The sequence below is a fragment of the Pseudarthrobacter sp. 902506025 genome, assembly GCF_040702325.1.
In the GTDB taxonomy this organism is placed as follows: domain Bacteria; phylum Actinomycetota; class Actinomycetes; order Actinomycetales; family Micrococcaceae; genus Arthrobacter.
The window spans coordinates 1-13,793 of record NZ_JBFBKW010000019.1; the positions used below are offsets into that span (position 1 = coordinate 1).

Here is a 13,793-nt window from a genome sequence, read left to right on the forward strand (position 1 = left end):
TGCACCCGGGAGGGTGTGGGAGAGTAGGTCACCGCCGGAACAACTATTAATGGTCGAGGCCCCAACCACACGGTTGGGGCCTCCCACATTTAACACACAAAACACCGCACGCCGCGGGCCTTCCGGCCGTGCAGCCTGGCGGGCCGTGGCTGGGAGGTGCCAGCCGCCGTCGTACTTACCTGCCAGCCGAGCATGGACCGCGGTGCTGCTGGTGCCCGTGATGCGTTGACGAGGGTGAAAACGGCCGAAGAATCGGTGATTAACCTCAAAAAATGGCGGAAACACGCGGAATTTGCGGCCCGGAACCGCCCAAGCTGGTAAGTTTTCGAACAGTGGCCTGCGCGCATGCCGTGTGCAGGCTCCAGAATCAGAACCGTCCAGGAGGACATCAATGGCTAAGAACCGTAGTGAACTTGTTGCAGAGGTAGCTGGCAAGGCCGGCACCAGCCAGGCTGCCGTCAACTCCGTCCTCGACGCACTGTTCGAGGTTTTCGAGACTTCTGTCGCCGCCGGCGAGAAGATCACCATCCCGGGCTGGCTCGCCGTCGAGCGCACCGACCGTGCAGCCCGCACCGGCCGCAACCCGCAGACCGGCGAAACCATCCAGATCGCAGCAGGCCACAGCGTCAAGCTGACTGCCGGCTCCAAGCTGAAGGCTGCAGTCTCCAAGAAGTAGAGCCTATTCCCGGCCGGCGCGCAGCCGGCTGGAACAGGAGCGGCAACCCCACGGGTTGCCGCTCCTTGGCGTTTAACCCGGATTCGCCGCCCGGGCAGGCGTAGCGGACAATGGAATGGTGTCTTCTGCCGCAAAACCACGTTCCACCCCGCCCCAGACCAATCCTGGCAAGGGAGCTGCGGTCCGGGACGCCGGAAGCCGCGGGATCCCGGTGCCCTGGCAGCTGGCAGGCCTGGCAGCGCTCTTCCTGGGCCTCGCAGCAGCACTGATCTTTTCCGGTGCAGCAGCGGCCCGCAGCGTCGCTGATCCCGGAGCCCTGGTCCGCTGGGGGCTGCCCATCAGCAAGGCCATCCACAACGTGTCCCTGGCGACCGTCGTCGGCGGCCTGATCTTCGCCGTCGGCATCCTCCCGAAGAACCTCAAGAACCCGAACCCACGTGGCCGGGACCGTGAGACTCCCGCCGGCAACGGGGCGCCCGAACATCCCGCGTTCACCCGCGCGCTGGCTGTGGCTGCCGCTGCGGGCGCGGTGTGGACCTTGTCCGCCATCGCGGTCCTGGTGCTCACCTACGCCGACGTGGCCGGTCAGGGGCTGTCCGGCGATCCCGCCTTTACGCAGGCACTGGTCTACTTCATGACGGACATCGATACGGGCCGGGCCTGGCTCGCCGTCACCATCATTGCCGCAGTGGTGACAACCGCCCTGTTCGGCGTCCGGTCCCTCGGCGGCCTGGCCCTGACCCTCATCCTGGCTCTCATCGGCCTGGTACCCACGGCCCTGATCGGCCACTCCTCCAGCTCGTCGGACCATGAGGGTGCCATCAACTCCCTCGGCCTGCACCTGGTGGGGGTCAGCACCTGGATGGGCGGCATCATCATCCTCGCCCTCCTGTCCGGCATTCTGACAGGCAGCAAACCCGGGGCAGCAGCAGACATCACCGAGCCCACCCTGCGCCGCTTCTCCACTTTGGCCGGCTTCGCTTTTGTCCTGGTCTTCGCTTCCGGAATCATCAACGCCAGCATCCGCGTGACCAGCTGGCCGGATCTCTTCGGCTCCGCCTACGGGCAGCTGATCCTGGCCAAGACGGCAGCGGCAGTGGTCCTCGGCGGCATCGGCTTCATGCACCGGCAGTGGGTCATCCCGCAGCTGGGCCGCAAGGGAGCCACCATGTCCTCACGGCGGGTGCTGTGGCAACTGGTCCTCGCGGAGCTGCTGATCATGGGCGCCACGTCCGGCATCGCGGTGGCCCTGGGCCGTTCAGCCCCGCCACAGCCAACGGAACTGGCGCCCAACGCCTCACCGGCCTTCATCCTCAGCGGCTACGAGCTGCCGCCTGAGCTCACGCCGGAACGCTGGCTCACTGAGTGGCGCCTGGACTGGATCTGGGTGGGCGTGGCCCTCTTCGGCCTGGTCACCTACTTCCTGGGCGTTGCCAAGGTCCGCCGGCGCGGAGACTCCTGGCAGTGGTTCCGGTCCGTGAACTGGGTCATCGGCCTGGTGGTGCTGACCTACATCACGTCCGGGCCGCCGTCGGTCTATGGCCGCATCCTGTTCTCCGCGCACATGGTGGACCATATGGCGTTGACCATGGTGGCCCCGATCTTCCTGGTGCTGGGTGCGCCGGTGACCCTGGCCCTGCGTGCCCTGCCCGCCCGCGGCGACGGCTCCCGCGGCTCCCGCGAGTGGCTCTTGGTCTTCGTCCACTCGAAGTTCTCGCAGCTGGTCACCCACCCGCTGTTCGCGGCTGCCAACTTTGCCGGCTCCATCATCCTGTTCTACTACTCGGACCTGTTCGGCTTCGCCATGCGCGAGCACGTGGGCCACGAACTGATGAACCTGCACTTCCTGCTCACCGGATACATCTTCGTGCTGAGCATGATCGGTACGGACCCGCTGCCGCGCCGGGCCCCGTACCCCATGCGGCTGCTGCTCCTCCTGGCCACCATGGGCTTCCACGCCTTCTTCGGTGTGTCCATCATGGGCGGCACCGGCCTGATGGCAGCGGACTACTTCGGCAACCTGGGCCGTACCTGGGGGCCGTCGGCGCTGTTGGACCAGCAGGCCGGCGGCGCGGTTGCCTGGGGCATCGGCGAGGTGCCCACGCTGCTGGTGGCGATCGGCGTCGCCGTCATGTGGTCCAGGTCGGACCAGCGGGAGACCAAACGGGTGGACCGCGCGGCGGACAGGAATAACGACGCCGATCTGACCGCTTACAACGATATGTTTGCCAAATTGGCCGAACGCGACGCCAAGCTGGCTGAACGCAACAAGCTGGAAGGACGCTGATGAGCGAAACCGTACGCACCCATGCCCGGGTCCGGGCCTCCGAACTGGTGGGCCGCAACTGGTTGAACACCGGTGGCAAGTCCCTGGACCTCGAAGCCCTGCGCGGCAAGATCGTGCTCCTCGACTTCTGGACCTTCTGCTGCATCAACTGCCTGCACGTCCTCGATGAACTGCGGCCGCTCGAGCAGCAGTACTCGGACGTGCTGGTCACTGTGGGAGTCCACTCGCCCAAGTTTGAACACGAGGCGGACCCGGTGGCGCTGGCGGCAGCCGTGGAGCGCTACGAGATCCACCACCCGGTCCTGGACGACCCCGAGCTGGACACCTGGAAGGCGTACACCGCCCGTGCGTGGCCCACCCTGGTGGTCATCGACCCCGAGGGTTACATCGTGGCGCACCTTTCCGGTGAGGGCCACGCGGACGGACTCGCGGTGCTGATCCCCGAACTGATCGCCGAGCACGAGGCCAAGGGCACCCTGCACCGCGGCTCCGGCCCGTACGTGGCGCCCGAGGCAACGTCCGGCACCCTGCGCTTCCCCGGCAAGGCACTTTTCCTCCCGCCGGGACGCGGATCCACGGCTGGAACGGCCGACGGCGGCACGCCCGCAGGTGCAGCGGCTTCCGCTGCTGCGGAGAAGGGTTCCTGGCTGGTCACCGACACCGGCCACCACCGCCTCGTGGAACTCGGCACCGACTTCGAAACAGTCCTGGCCACCTTCGGCTCGGGCACCAAGGGCTACGCTGACGGACCCGCCGCGGGGGACAGCGCCAGCGCACAGTTCAACGAGCCCCAGGGCTTGGTCCTGCTCCCGGAAGACGTGGCAGCCAAGGCGGGCTACGACGTCGTGATTGCCGACTCCGTCAACCACCGCCTGCGTGGACTGTCCCTCACGGACGGCAAGGCCTCCACCCTGGCCGGCAACGGCATCCAGCGCCTGCTGGAAACCGGCCCGGCGCGTGTGGACGAGGACGGCGCCGGCTTCAGCGGCTCCCTGGGCACTGACCCGCTGGATGTTGCGCTGAGCTCGCCCTGGGATGTGGTGTGGTCGCGCAAGCTCAATGCGGTGGTGGTGGCCATGGCCGGCACGCACCAGATCTTCAGCTTCGACCCCGTCACCGGCGCCGTTTCGATCATCGCCGGCAACGGCTTGGAAGGGCTCCTCGACGGTCCCGCCCACGAGTCCTGGTTCGCCCAGTCCTCCGGCCTGGCCGAGGATGCGGACGGCAACATCTGGGTGGCGGATTCCGAAACCTCGGCGCTCCGCAAGCTGGTCATTGCCGACGATGCGTCCATCACCGTGGAGTCCGCCGTGGGCAAGGGCCTGTTCGACTTCGGCTTCCGCGACGGCCCCGCCGCTGAAGCCCGCCTGCAGCACCCGCTCGGTGTGACCGTCCTGCCCGACGGCTCGGTGGCGATCGCGGACACCTACAACGGAGCCGTGCGCCGCTACGACCCCGCAACCGGCACCGTGTCCACGCTGGCCCGCGGGCTTGCCGAGCCGTCGGACGTGATTGTGGACCACACCCAGTCCGCCGGCTCCGAGCCCCTCCTGGTGGTGGTCGAGGCCAACAAGCACCAGCTGGTGTACGTGCCCATCCCCAAGGAAGCGCAGCAGGTGGATGAGGGTGCGTCCCAGACCCACCGGCCCAAGAGTCCCGTTGCGCCCGGCACGTTGGACCTGACCGTCCGCTTCACGGCTCCCACCGGGCAGAAGCTCGACGACCGTTGGGGCGATCCCACGCAGCTGAAGATCTCCTCAACGCCGCCGGAGCTGCTGGTGTCCGGCGGCGGCACCTCCGTGGGCCTCCTCCGCACCCTGGAGCTGTCCCCGGACGTTCCCGAGGGCGTGCTGCACATTACCGCGCGCGCCGCGGCCTGCGACGGCCCCGAAACAGAGGACGGTGAGATCCCGGACCACGCCGCGTGCCACCTGTACCAGCAGGACTGGGGCATCCCCGTGGTCCTGCAGGCCGACGGCGACACCGAACTGGTCCTGGACCTGCGCGGGATGGACTGACCCGGCGAAGGTCCTGCCTAACTGGCTGCTTCCCGTGGCTTCGCGTCACGGGAAGCAGCCTTTTGCGTTTGCTGCCAGCCGGCAATCCCGGAAATCCGGGCACAGGATTCTTTGGGAGCCCCGAAAGCGTGCTCTGCGTGACGCCCCCAATACCGCCGATATCCACATGCCGCCGGAGCACGCTGTCAGCACGGGCACCGTAGCGGCCAGCATTGCCGCATGGATGTCCTCAAAGCCCTGGAAGTTTGCGGCGGAGCGGCGCGGAGGCCTGCCCTTGCCCGGCTGGGTGTGGATGACGCCGCCCTCCGTCGGGCAATGCGGGCAGGAGTGCTGCAGCCCGACCGGGGGCTTTACGCGCTTCCGACGGCGCCTCCGGACCTGGTTGCCGTGCTGCGAAACCGCGAGTTGCTGACCTGTTCAAGCGCTGCGGCTGCCTACGATCTGTGGTCCCTGCCCTCCGACGGACGCCGCCACGTTTATCACCGCCGGCAGGAGGCAGTGCTTAGTGGCTCGGTCCACCACGCCGGGCTCCTGCTTCCGCCCTCCCGGTTCCAGCCGGTGGCCGCCCTGGCAGATGTCCCGATCCATGCCCTGCGGTGCCTGTCCTTCGCGGAGTCCTTGGTCATGGTGGAATCCGCGGTTTCGCGCGGGGAGATGACAGTTGATTTCCTGCGCCAGCGGCTGCCTGGAAAGCGGAACGGGAGAGCCAGGGCTGTTCTCGACTGGGTGGATACCGGGGCGGACTCCCTCCTGGAGACGCTGGCCCGGACATATTTCCGGCAGGCCGGAATCTCCGTGGAGGCGCAGGTGTACCTGGAAAGGGTTGGTTATGTTGATCTGCTGCTGGACGGATGGCTGGTGGTGGAACTGGATGGACGGCATCATGCCGAGTGGAAGCAGGTCCAGAAGGATCACCGCCGGAATAATGAATCGGCCATCCAGGGGTACACGGCCCTGCGGTATTCCTATGCGGACGTGGTGCACCGGCCCCACGAAATGGTGCAGCAGGTGCTTGCCGTTCTCAGACGGCGACGGTAGTCCAAGGGTGGCGTCACGCGAAGCACGCTTTCGGACAGCCGGAAGCGGCCGGGACCCGCGAAATCAAGGGTTGTGGCACCAGCCTTTGCTGAAAGCGTGCCCTGCGTGACGCGCACTGCACAGGCCGCAGGCTAGAAGCTCAGCTGCGGGGTGACCTTGACCGTGTCACCGGAGACGTCCAGGCGGGTGGTGAAGCTGAAGTCCACCTCGGCGTCCAGTGGGTACCAGGCGCCGGTGAAGGCGTTCTGCTGGAGTGCCTCAACCTTGGCTTTGCCGTCCAGCGGCGACACTACCCATCGGCCGTCGAATGGCTCCACCGATACCCCCGGGTACTCGGTGACGGTCCAGCGGATAGTGCCGTCCTGGACCCGGTTGTTGCTGGCGTAATAGAAGGGGCAGTCCGGCTGAAGCTTCTGTTCCTTCACGGCCTCGGCCGCGCAGCCGTCCAGGAATTCCCTGACCTTGGCGGCAACATCGTTCTTCAGCTTGTCCGTGGCCTGGGTCAGCAGGTTCAGCGGCGCCACCGGGGCGTCCTTGGCGGTGACCGTGGCACGAGTGGCGGGGGCCGAGAAGTACTGCCCATCCAGGGAGGCCTCATACTCGCCCGGGTAGAACACGGCGAAGGAATTGCGGCCGTTGGGCATGTTCACCGGAACACCGTTCACCACGGCCTCGTTGCCATTGACCACGGTGATATCAACGGTGGGCAGCCGCGACGGGACGAATGCCCACGTGTTGAAGAACAGCCACTCGGTACCGGTCTTCTGCAGGAGGAATTCGGTGTGCAGCCGGCTGCCGTCGATGGTGTATTCCATGGGCACCATCACCTGGTTCCCCGGGCGTTCCTGCGGGTCCCCGATGGACACATTGGTGACGCGGGAGGCCGCGGTCTGCAACCCGCTGCCGTCCAGCATGGCGGCGTTGCTGGGCGGAACTGCGGCCCGCAGGATCCCCAACGCACGCCCGCCGTCCCCGCTCTTGAGCGCGTCCAGGTATTCCCTGACCGGCTGCTGCGGACTGGCAACAGTATTGTTCACCACGTTGATGGCCACAATGGCTGCGGCGACGGCAAGCATGAGGCCCAGCAGCCATCCGGCCGCGATCCTCACCAACGCTTGACTCATCTGCACGTTCTACACAGTAACGTCAGTGCGGACGCACTCTAAAGTTGGTGTCCCCCTAATCCGGCGGACACCACCTACGTAACGCCCGACGGCGGCGCCCAGGATCCGGGCCGACAGGAGCCTTGGCTGAGGCCCGGGACACCAAGGGCAGGGTCAGCGGCGGCGGCGCCGGGACGAGGTTCCGAACACTCCGCGGAGCAGTTCGCGGCCCAACTGCGTCCCCATGGACCGCGCCATGCTCTTCAGCCCGCCGCCCAGGGCGCCGCCGAGGACTCCGCCAAGGTCACCCATCATGCCGCCCGGCTGCGGCTGCGGCTGCGGCTCCGGCTGGCGGGGCTGGGACTGGCGTGTCCGGGGCGCCTTGGCCCGCGGCTTGGACTCGGAGGCCCCCGGTTCGTCGTACTGGGGCTCAGTGTATTGGGGTTCGGGTGCCTGCGCGGGCCTGCTGCTGGGCCTGCCCAGGATCTCCTCCTCGATCCGGCGGGCCTCGGCGTCAACGTCGTACGCGCCGGGCGCACCCGAAGTACCGGCGGAAGCTGCCCCGGTGGCAGGCGCGCCGGCAGGAGGTGCAGATGCCGCCGGTCCTGTGGGGGCAGCTGCCTTGCCGTTGAGTTTTTCGTAGGCGGAGGGGTTGTCCACCGCGGTTCCGTACTTGCCCAGCAGCGCCGAACCCGCCACGGTGCTGCGCACCAGGGCGTCCTCGCTGGGGCCCATGACGGATTCCGGGGCGCGCAGCCGGGTGAGCGCCACCGGAGTGGGGGCGCCCTTCTCGTTCATGACGGTGATGACGGCCTCGCCGATGCCCGCCGAGGTCAGCGTCTCTTCGAGGTCGTAGTCGCTGAGGGGGAAGGTGGACACCGTGGCCTTGAGGGCTTTGGCGTCCTCGGGGGTGAAGGCGCGCAGGGCGTGCTGGACCCGGTTGGCCAGCTGGCCCAGGACATCGGCGGGGACGTCCTTGGGTGTCTGGGTGACGAAGAAGATGCCCACGCCCTTGGACCGGATCAGCCGGACCGTGGTGGTGATGGCGGCCAGGAAGGCTTTGCTGGCGCCGTTGAACAGCAGGTGGGCTTCGTCGAGGAAGAACACCAGCTTGGGCTTGTCCAGGTCGCCGGCCTCGGGGAGGTCCTCGAACAGGTCTGCCAGCAGCCACATCAGGAAGGTGGAAAACAGCATGGGTTTGGTCTGCAGGGTGGGCAGTTCCAGGCAGGTGACCACGCCGCGGCCGTCGGGGGCGGTCCGCAGGAGTTCGGCGGTGTCGAACTCCGGTTCGCCGAAGAACTTTTCCAGCCCCTGGGCTTCCAGGTTCACGATCTCGCGCAGGATCACGCCGGCGGTGGCCTTGGACAGGCCGCCGAGTTCCTCGAGCTTGTCCTTGCCCTCGTCCGAGGTGAGGAACTGGATGACGGCGCGGAGGTCCTTGAGGTCGATCAGCTCCAGGCCGTTCTTGTCCGCGAAGTAGAACACCAGCTGAAGGCTGGACTCCTGGGTGTCATTCAGCTCCATGATCCGGGAGAGCAGGATGGGCCCGAACGAGGTGATCGTGGCGCGGACCGGGACGCCGTTGCCGTCGCCGCCCAAGGCAAGGAACTCCACGGGGAACGTCTTGCCTGACCATGCCTGGCCGATGCTGTCCGTGCGGGCCCTGAGTTTGTCGCTGCCGACGGCGGCCGTCGCCAGGCCGGAAAGGTCACCTTTGATGTCGGCCAGGAACACGGGTACGCCTGCCGTGGACAGCTGCTCGGCCATCATGTGCAGCGTGACGGTCTTGCCGGTACCGGTAGCCCCGGCCACCAGCCCGTGCCGGTTCATCATGGCCAGCGGCAGCCGCACCGGCGCGTCCTTGTGGAGTTCGCCGTCGATGATGGCGGCTCCCAGTTCGATGGTGGCGCCTTCCAGCGTGTAGCCCTGCTGGATGGTGGCAAGCTTCTCTGCTGTGGTTTTGGTGGCCATGGCGCTAGCTTAGCGGCGGCTGACCCTCCTGGGGCGGCATCCTGGCGGGTCAGTCCTGCCGTGGGTTCCCGTGGTCAGGGGTGAGGTCCTTGGTGAACGCCAGCGGGCCGATGGTTTCCGGGTCTGCGTCCAGGTCGAACTGCGCCTGGTATCCCGTGGTGAGGTACAGGTGCTTGGCTTCCGGCTGCCGTGGCCCCGTGGTCAGGTACAGCCGGGTGTAGCCGCGGGCTGCGGCGAGGGCTTCGAGTTCGGCCAGCACCAGGCGTCCCAGGCCACGACGGCGATGGGCCGAGTGTGTCCAGATCCGCTTTAGTTCCGCGGTGGTTTCGTCATAGCGGCGGAACGCACCCCCGGCGATCGACTCGCCGTCCTCCTGGACCACCAGGAGCGCGCCGTGCGGCTCCTCGAATTCCGCCGCGGGGTAGCGGTTCAGCTCGTCCGCGGCAGCGGTGCGCCCAAACAGGTCTCCGTAGCGGGTGTCATATTCGACGGCGAGCTCGTCCAGGAGCGGCCGGACCCGCGGATCGTGCATGGGCAGGCTGAGGACCGAGAGCCTGGCGGGTTCGAGGGGGCGCGGCTTGAGCCCGGGTTCTGCGGTCATGGTGCTAGCCCTTTCCGATGGCGGCTGGTTCTGGAGTTATTTTGTCCTGCGCGGTGCCCGCATGGGCCGCCGGGCCCTGGGCGGCGATGTCCCGGGCAACGCCGAGGACGGTACGGGCCAGGGCGTCGTTTTCCCGGAAGGGCGCCGCGTTGGTGTTGGGCCTGGCAAAGGCGCCGGCACCCCAGCCGGAGGTTCCGGGTCCAACGCCGAAGAGGGTGGCCCGGGCCCGGCCTTCCGCGTCCACCAGGTGGTGTCCGGAAGAGACCAGCAGCTTCCCGGTGGAGTGGATGCCGTCCGAGGTCAGCAGTTGCTGCTCGGTGCCCAGCCCGCCGTCATACAGCGAAGAAAGCACTGGGTTGAGGGAGCGGGCCACCGACGTGGACGGCAGCCGCGCCTCGATCAGCGCGGTGGCGGAAACCGAAACACCGGACTGCGGGGACGTGGCGCGGAAGGTGCCGCTGGCGTCGTCGGTGGATACCTCCAGGCCCGGCCCGAGGAACTGCAGCAGACCGGCCCGGTGCAGCGCCAGCATCTGGCGGAGGCGGCGCGGCGGCGGACCGGAGTCCACGAAGCTGAAGAAGCCATGCCACCAGCCGTGAATGACCTGCTGGGACTTCGCGTTGAGGCGCTCCGCCGGAACCACGCGCCCAACCTCCATGTACACGTGCAGCAGGGCCAGGAACAGGGCCAGGGTTTCCGGATGGTCCGTGCTGTCCCGCAGGGCCAGGTCATCGTAGATATACCGGGCCACCGCGTCCTGCAGTTCCTGGTGGCCGGCAAAGCGGACACCATCGAAGGGCCGGTCCAGCCGTTCCAGGTCCAGGTGCAGGCCCGGGTCCGGCACGGCAGCCGCCACGAGGTCCGCGCGTTCGCCGCTGTACCAGTCCACCTCCGCATAACGGGCGGCAAACACTTCCCATTCCATGGCCGCGCGCTCCGGGCTGCCGGTGAGGAGTTCACGGTAGTAGTAATGCCCGGCTTCCTTGGCGATGAGCGGCCAGAGGTGCTGCCGGAAGTCCAGCTCGCCGTGCTGCTGCAGCAACTCCTGAACGGCAGCAACAGTGAAGAACCGCAGCGGCCCCGGAGCCTGGCCGCGCAGGGAAGCGGAAATCTTGGAGTGGTACGGCACCCCGCGGCGCGACCCTGCCCACAGCCGTGGTTCCCGTCCGGAGGGAAGGTAGCGCAGCCCGCCGTCGTCCGTTTCCTCGAACCTGCCGCCGCGGCCCTCCATGAGGAGGACCAGCAGGTCAACGAACGCCAGTCCCATCCCGGCGACGATCACGTCCTGTCCTGCGGCGATGGGGGAGTAGTCGACGTCGGTGGTGTAGCTGGGTGCCGCGTGGTAGCCGCCGTGCCGGGTGGCGAAGTCCGAGAATCCGGCTGAGACGGCGTCAGGGCGGGAGTCCGTATGCCCCAGGGCGGTGACGACGATGTCCGCGTGCAGCGTCCGGCCATTGGCCAGCTCCACCTCGTGGCCGCCACCATCCAACGGATCAATGCCCAAGGCGGTGGTTCGGTGGACCGTCACACTGCGGCCCAGCGATTTCGCGGCACGGCGGAAGAACCACTCCAGGTACTGGCTCTGCAGCTGGCGGGTGGGAAAGGTGGTGCCGGTGAGGTCCCGGAGCTGGTCCCACAGCTGCTGCGGGAAGTCCGGCACGTCGATGATGGTGGCATCCAGGACGCCGGCGGCCCACCCGGACAGGCCCGGCCCCGGCGCCGCCGGGCCAGCACAGTCCACGGACTTGTCGGTGAACATGGTGATGTCCGCCGCCATGGAGTTCAGCAGGAGGCCGGGGTCCTGGTCGTACCGCCAGATCCGGCCCGAGCCGGGCACGTGCGGTTCCACCACATGGATCTGCAGCGGGCCCGCGAAGACCTCTGGCCTGTTGGCCGCGATCCGTTCCAGCACACCGGCCGTGCGCGGTCCGCCGCCAATGAAGACGATGGCCGTGATGGTGGCTGGCATGGGTGCTCCTGACGGCGGGTGCTGGATTGAGTGCCCATGCTAGGCAGCCGTGACGACGGCGGTCGAGCGCCTGGTCACGGCCGTTAACTCCGCGTCACGGCACGTTACGGGACGCAAAAAACCGACTCATGACGCCGTACGAAGCCCTGTGAACTATTGCAACCTGCCGCCTTGCTGGCCCGTTCCGGCCGGTCCTAGATTTGCAGCCAGCAAGGGGCCGCACGGTCCCACCCGGGGCAACGGCCCAACCGGATCCCACGACCAGAAGCGAGGTGGCACATGAGTTCAGCAGCAACGACGGTGGCGCAGTCACAACAGCCGCAGCCGGTACCGCCGGCGGAAACGCCACCGAAAACCGGACGGCCGGAAGACGGGGCGGCGCCCCGGCAGGCCCCGGACTACTCGTCCTACCGCGTGGTGGCAGCAAAGCATCCATGGCGCTGGGTGGGGACCGCCGTCGTCGCGCTCGGTGTCCTGGCGGTGGCCTGGTCCCTGGCCACCAACCCGCGCTGGGAATGGGGTGTGGTGGCGCAGTGGTTCACCGCGCAGTCCGTGGTCAACGGCCTGGTGGAAACGCTCAAGCTGACCGCCATCTCCGGCATCCTGGGGTTCGTGCTCGGCTTCATCCTGGCGCTCATGCGGCTCTCCGCGTCGCCCCTACTGGTCTCGGTGTCCTGGACGTTCTCCTGGATCTTCCGGTCCACGCCGCTGCTGGTGCAGATGCTCCTTTGGTACAACCTGGGCTACCTCTACGAGAAGATCAGCCTGGGCATCCCGTTCACCGATGTCCGCTTCTTCGAGGTCCAGACGACCACACTGATCAGCCAGTTCGCGGCAGCAGTGCTGGGGCTGACCCTGAACCAGGCGGCGTACTCGGCGGAGATCATCCGCGGCGGCATCCTCTCCGTGGACCAGGGCCAGCTGGAAGCCGCGGCCGCCCTGGGCATCCCGGCCTGGCGCCGCTCCACCCGGATCGTCCTGCCGCAGGCCATGCGCGCCATCCTGCCCACCGCGTTCAACGAGATCATCGGCCTGGTCAAGGGCACCTCGATCGTCTACGTCCTGGCCCACTCCGAGCTGTTCTACACCGTGCAGGTCATCTACAACCGCACGCAGCAGGTCCTGCCGCTGCTGCTGGTGGCCACCCTCTGGTACATCGTGATCACCTCCGTGCTGAGCGTCTTCCAGTACTACATCGAACGGCACTACTCCAAGGGCGCGGTGCGGAACCTGCCGCTGACGCCCCTGCAGAAGGCCCGCAAATTCTTCGCCACCCACGCGGCAGTCCCCACCCGGAGGAACATCTAATGACTGCAACACTCACCGCCGCCACCCGCGGCCTGGTGGAAATCACCGGCGTCCGCAAATCCTTCGGAACCACCGAAGTCCTCAAAGGCGTCAGCCTCACGGTGGAACCCGGGGGAGTGGCCGTGATCGTGGGCCCCTCCGGATCCGGAAAGTCCACCCTGCTGCGGACCATCAACCACCTGGAAAAGGTGGACGGCGGCCACATCACCATCGACGGGCAGCTGGTGGGCTACGAGGTCCGCGGCGACCGGCTGCACGAGCTCCGCGAAAAGGAGATCCTGAAACAGCGCACCGAAATCGGCATGGTGTTCCAGAACTTCAACCTGTTCCCGCACCTCACCGCGCTGGAGAACGTGGCGGAAGCCCCCGTCGTCGCGCACCAACCCGGCAAGGCGCGCCGCTCCAAGGCGGAAGCCCGCCGCCGCGGCCTGGAACTGCTGGACCGGGTGGGCCTCAAGGACCGGGCTGACGCCTACCCCCGCCAGCTCTCCGGCGGCCAGCAGCAGCGCGTGGCGATTGCCCGCGCGCTGGCCCTGGACCCCAAGATCCTGCTGTTCGACGAGCCCACCTCCGCCCTTGACCCGGAACTGGTGAACGAGGTCCTGGACGTCATCCGCGAGCTCGCCACGTCCGGCACCACGCTGATCATCGTCACCCACGAGATGGGTTTCGCCCGCGACGTTGCGGACACCGTGGTGTTCATGGACCAGGGCCAGATCGTGGAACAGGGCACCCCGCAGGACATCTTCAGCAACCCCCAGGAACCGCGCACCCGGAGCTTCTTCTCCAAGGTGCTCGAACCGGCCTTCAACATCTAAGGAA

General features: G+C 67.5%; 10 protein-coding genes. 6 read left to right on the top strand and 4 right to left on the bottom strand.

What is annotated here, in order from left to right:
• The first annotated feature begins 391 nt into the window (after positions 1–391).
• The 4 genes from AB0280_RS21120 (at position 392) to AB0280_RS21135 (ending at position 6,019) form a co-directional block, all read left to right on the top strand.
• Complete coding sequence (locus tag AB0280_RS21120; protein ID WP_011693739.1) at positions 392–676, top strand: HU family DNA-binding protein; 285 nt, start codon at positions 392–394, stop codon at positions 674–676.
• Positions 677–791: 115 nt separating this feature from the next.
• The gene (locus tag AB0280_RS21125; RefSeq protein ID WP_307493312.1) at positions 792–2,963 is read left to right on the top strand and encodes a cytochrome c oxidase assembly protein; all 2,172 of its coding nucleotides are present in this window, start codon (positions 792–794) and stop codon (positions 2,961–2,963) included.
• The gene (locus tag AB0280_RS21130; protein WP_307493314.1) at positions 2,963–4,981 is read left to right on the top strand and encodes an NHL domain-containing thioredoxin family protein; all 2,019 of its coding nucleotides are present in this window, start codon (positions 2,963–2,965) and stop codon (positions 4,979–4,981) included. Before AB0280_RS21125 ends, AB0280_RS21130 begins: the two co-directional genes overlap by 1 nt.
• A gap of 219 nt (positions 4,982–5,200) precedes the next feature.
• Positions 5,201–6,019, top strand: a complete 819-nt coding sequence (locus AB0280_RS21135; RefSeq protein WP_307493316.1) for an endonuclease domain-containing protein — start codon at positions 5,201–5,203, stop codon at positions 6,017–6,019.
• A 131-nt stretch (positions 6,020–6,150) separates the two neighbouring features.
• On the opposite strand, the gene AB0280_RS21140 is transcribed toward AB0280_RS21135, so the two are convergent.
• The 4 genes from AB0280_RS21140 to AB0280_RS21155 form a co-directional block, all read right to left on the bottom strand.
• Positions 6,151–7,143, bottom strand: coding sequence for a hypothetical protein (locus AB0280_RS21140; protein ID WP_201302372.1), 993 nt, complete (start codon positions 7,141–7,143; stop codon positions 6,151–6,153).
• 153 nt (positions 7,144–7,296) lie between these two features.
• Complete coding sequence (locus AB0280_RS21145) at positions 7,297–9,093, bottom strand: helicase HerA-like domain-containing protein (RefSeq protein ID WP_307493317.1); 1,797 nt, start codon at positions 9,091–9,093, stop codon at positions 7,297–7,299.
• Positions 9,094–9,142: 49 nt separating this feature from the next.
• The gene (locus tag AB0280_RS21150) at positions 9,143–9,694 is read right to left on the bottom strand and encodes a GNAT family N-acetyltransferase (protein WP_307493319.1); all 552 of its coding nucleotides are present in this window, start codon (positions 9,692–9,694) and stop codon (positions 9,143–9,145) included.
• Positions 9,695–9,698: 4 nt separating this feature from the next.
• Positions 9,699–11,663 carry an FAD/NAD(P)-binding protein gene (locus tag AB0280_RS21155; RefSeq protein ID WP_366368659.1) on the bottom strand — a complete coding sequence of 655 codons (1,965 nt, stop codon included), beginning with the start codon at positions 11,661–11,663 and terminating at the stop codon, positions 9,699–9,701.
• A gap of 279 nt (positions 11,664–11,942) precedes the next feature.
• On the opposite strand from AB0280_RS21155, the gene AB0280_RS21160 reads away from it, so the two are divergent.
• Both AB0280_RS21160 and AB0280_RS21165 read left to right on the top strand, forming a co-directional pair.
• The gene (locus AB0280_RS21160) at positions 11,943–12,971 is read left to right on the top strand and encodes an amino acid ABC transporter permease (protein WP_307493323.1); all 1,029 of its coding nucleotides are present in this window, start codon (positions 11,943–11,945) and stop codon (positions 12,969–12,971) included.
• Positions 12,971–13,789, top strand: coding sequence for an amino acid ABC transporter ATP-binding protein (locus AB0280_RS21165; RefSeq protein WP_307493325.1), 819 nt, complete (start codon positions 12,971–12,973; stop codon positions 13,787–13,789). Before AB0280_RS21160 ends, AB0280_RS21165 begins: the two co-directional genes overlap by 1 nt.
• Positions 13,790–13,793 lie beyond the last annotated feature (4 nt).

Coding starts and splice junctions, on each gene's coding strand:
- AB0280_RS21120 (WP_011693739.1), top strand. CDS start 392: ATGGCTAAGAACCGTAGTGAACTTGTTGCAGAGGTAGCTGGCAAGGCC.
- AB0280_RS21125 (WP_307493312.1), top strand. CDS start 792: ATGGTGTCTTCTGCCGCAAAACCACGTTCCACCCCGCCCCAGACCAAT.
- AB0280_RS21130 (WP_307493314.1), top strand. CDS start 2,963: ATGAGCGAAACCGTACGCACCCATGCCCGGGTCCGGGCCTCCGAACTG.
- AB0280_RS21135 (WP_307493316.1), top strand. CDS start 5,201: ATGGATGTCCTCAAAGCCCTGGAAGTTTGCGGCGGAGCGGCGCGGAGG.
- AB0280_RS21140 (WP_201302372.1), bottom strand. CDS start 7,143: ATGAGTCAAGCGTTGGTGAGGATCGCGGCCGGATGGCTGCTGGGCCTC.
- AB0280_RS21145 (WP_307493317.1), bottom strand. CDS start 9,093: ATGGCCACCAAAACCACAGCAGAGAAGCTTGCCACCATCCAGCAGGGC.
- AB0280_RS21150 (WP_307493319.1), bottom strand. CDS start 9,694: ATGACCGCAGAACCCGGGCTCAAGCCGCGCCCCCTCGAACCCGCCAGG.
- AB0280_RS21155 (WP_366368659.1), bottom strand. CDS start 11,663: ATGCCAGCCACCATCACGGCCATCGTCTTCATTGGCGGCGGACCGCGC.
- AB0280_RS21160 (WP_307493323.1), top strand. CDS start 11,943: ATGAGTTCAGCAGCAACGACGGTGGCGCAGTCACAACAGCCGCAGCCG.
- AB0280_RS21165 (WP_307493325.1), top strand. CDS start 12,971: ATGACTGCAACACTCACCGCCGCCACCCGCGGCCTGGTGGAAATCACC.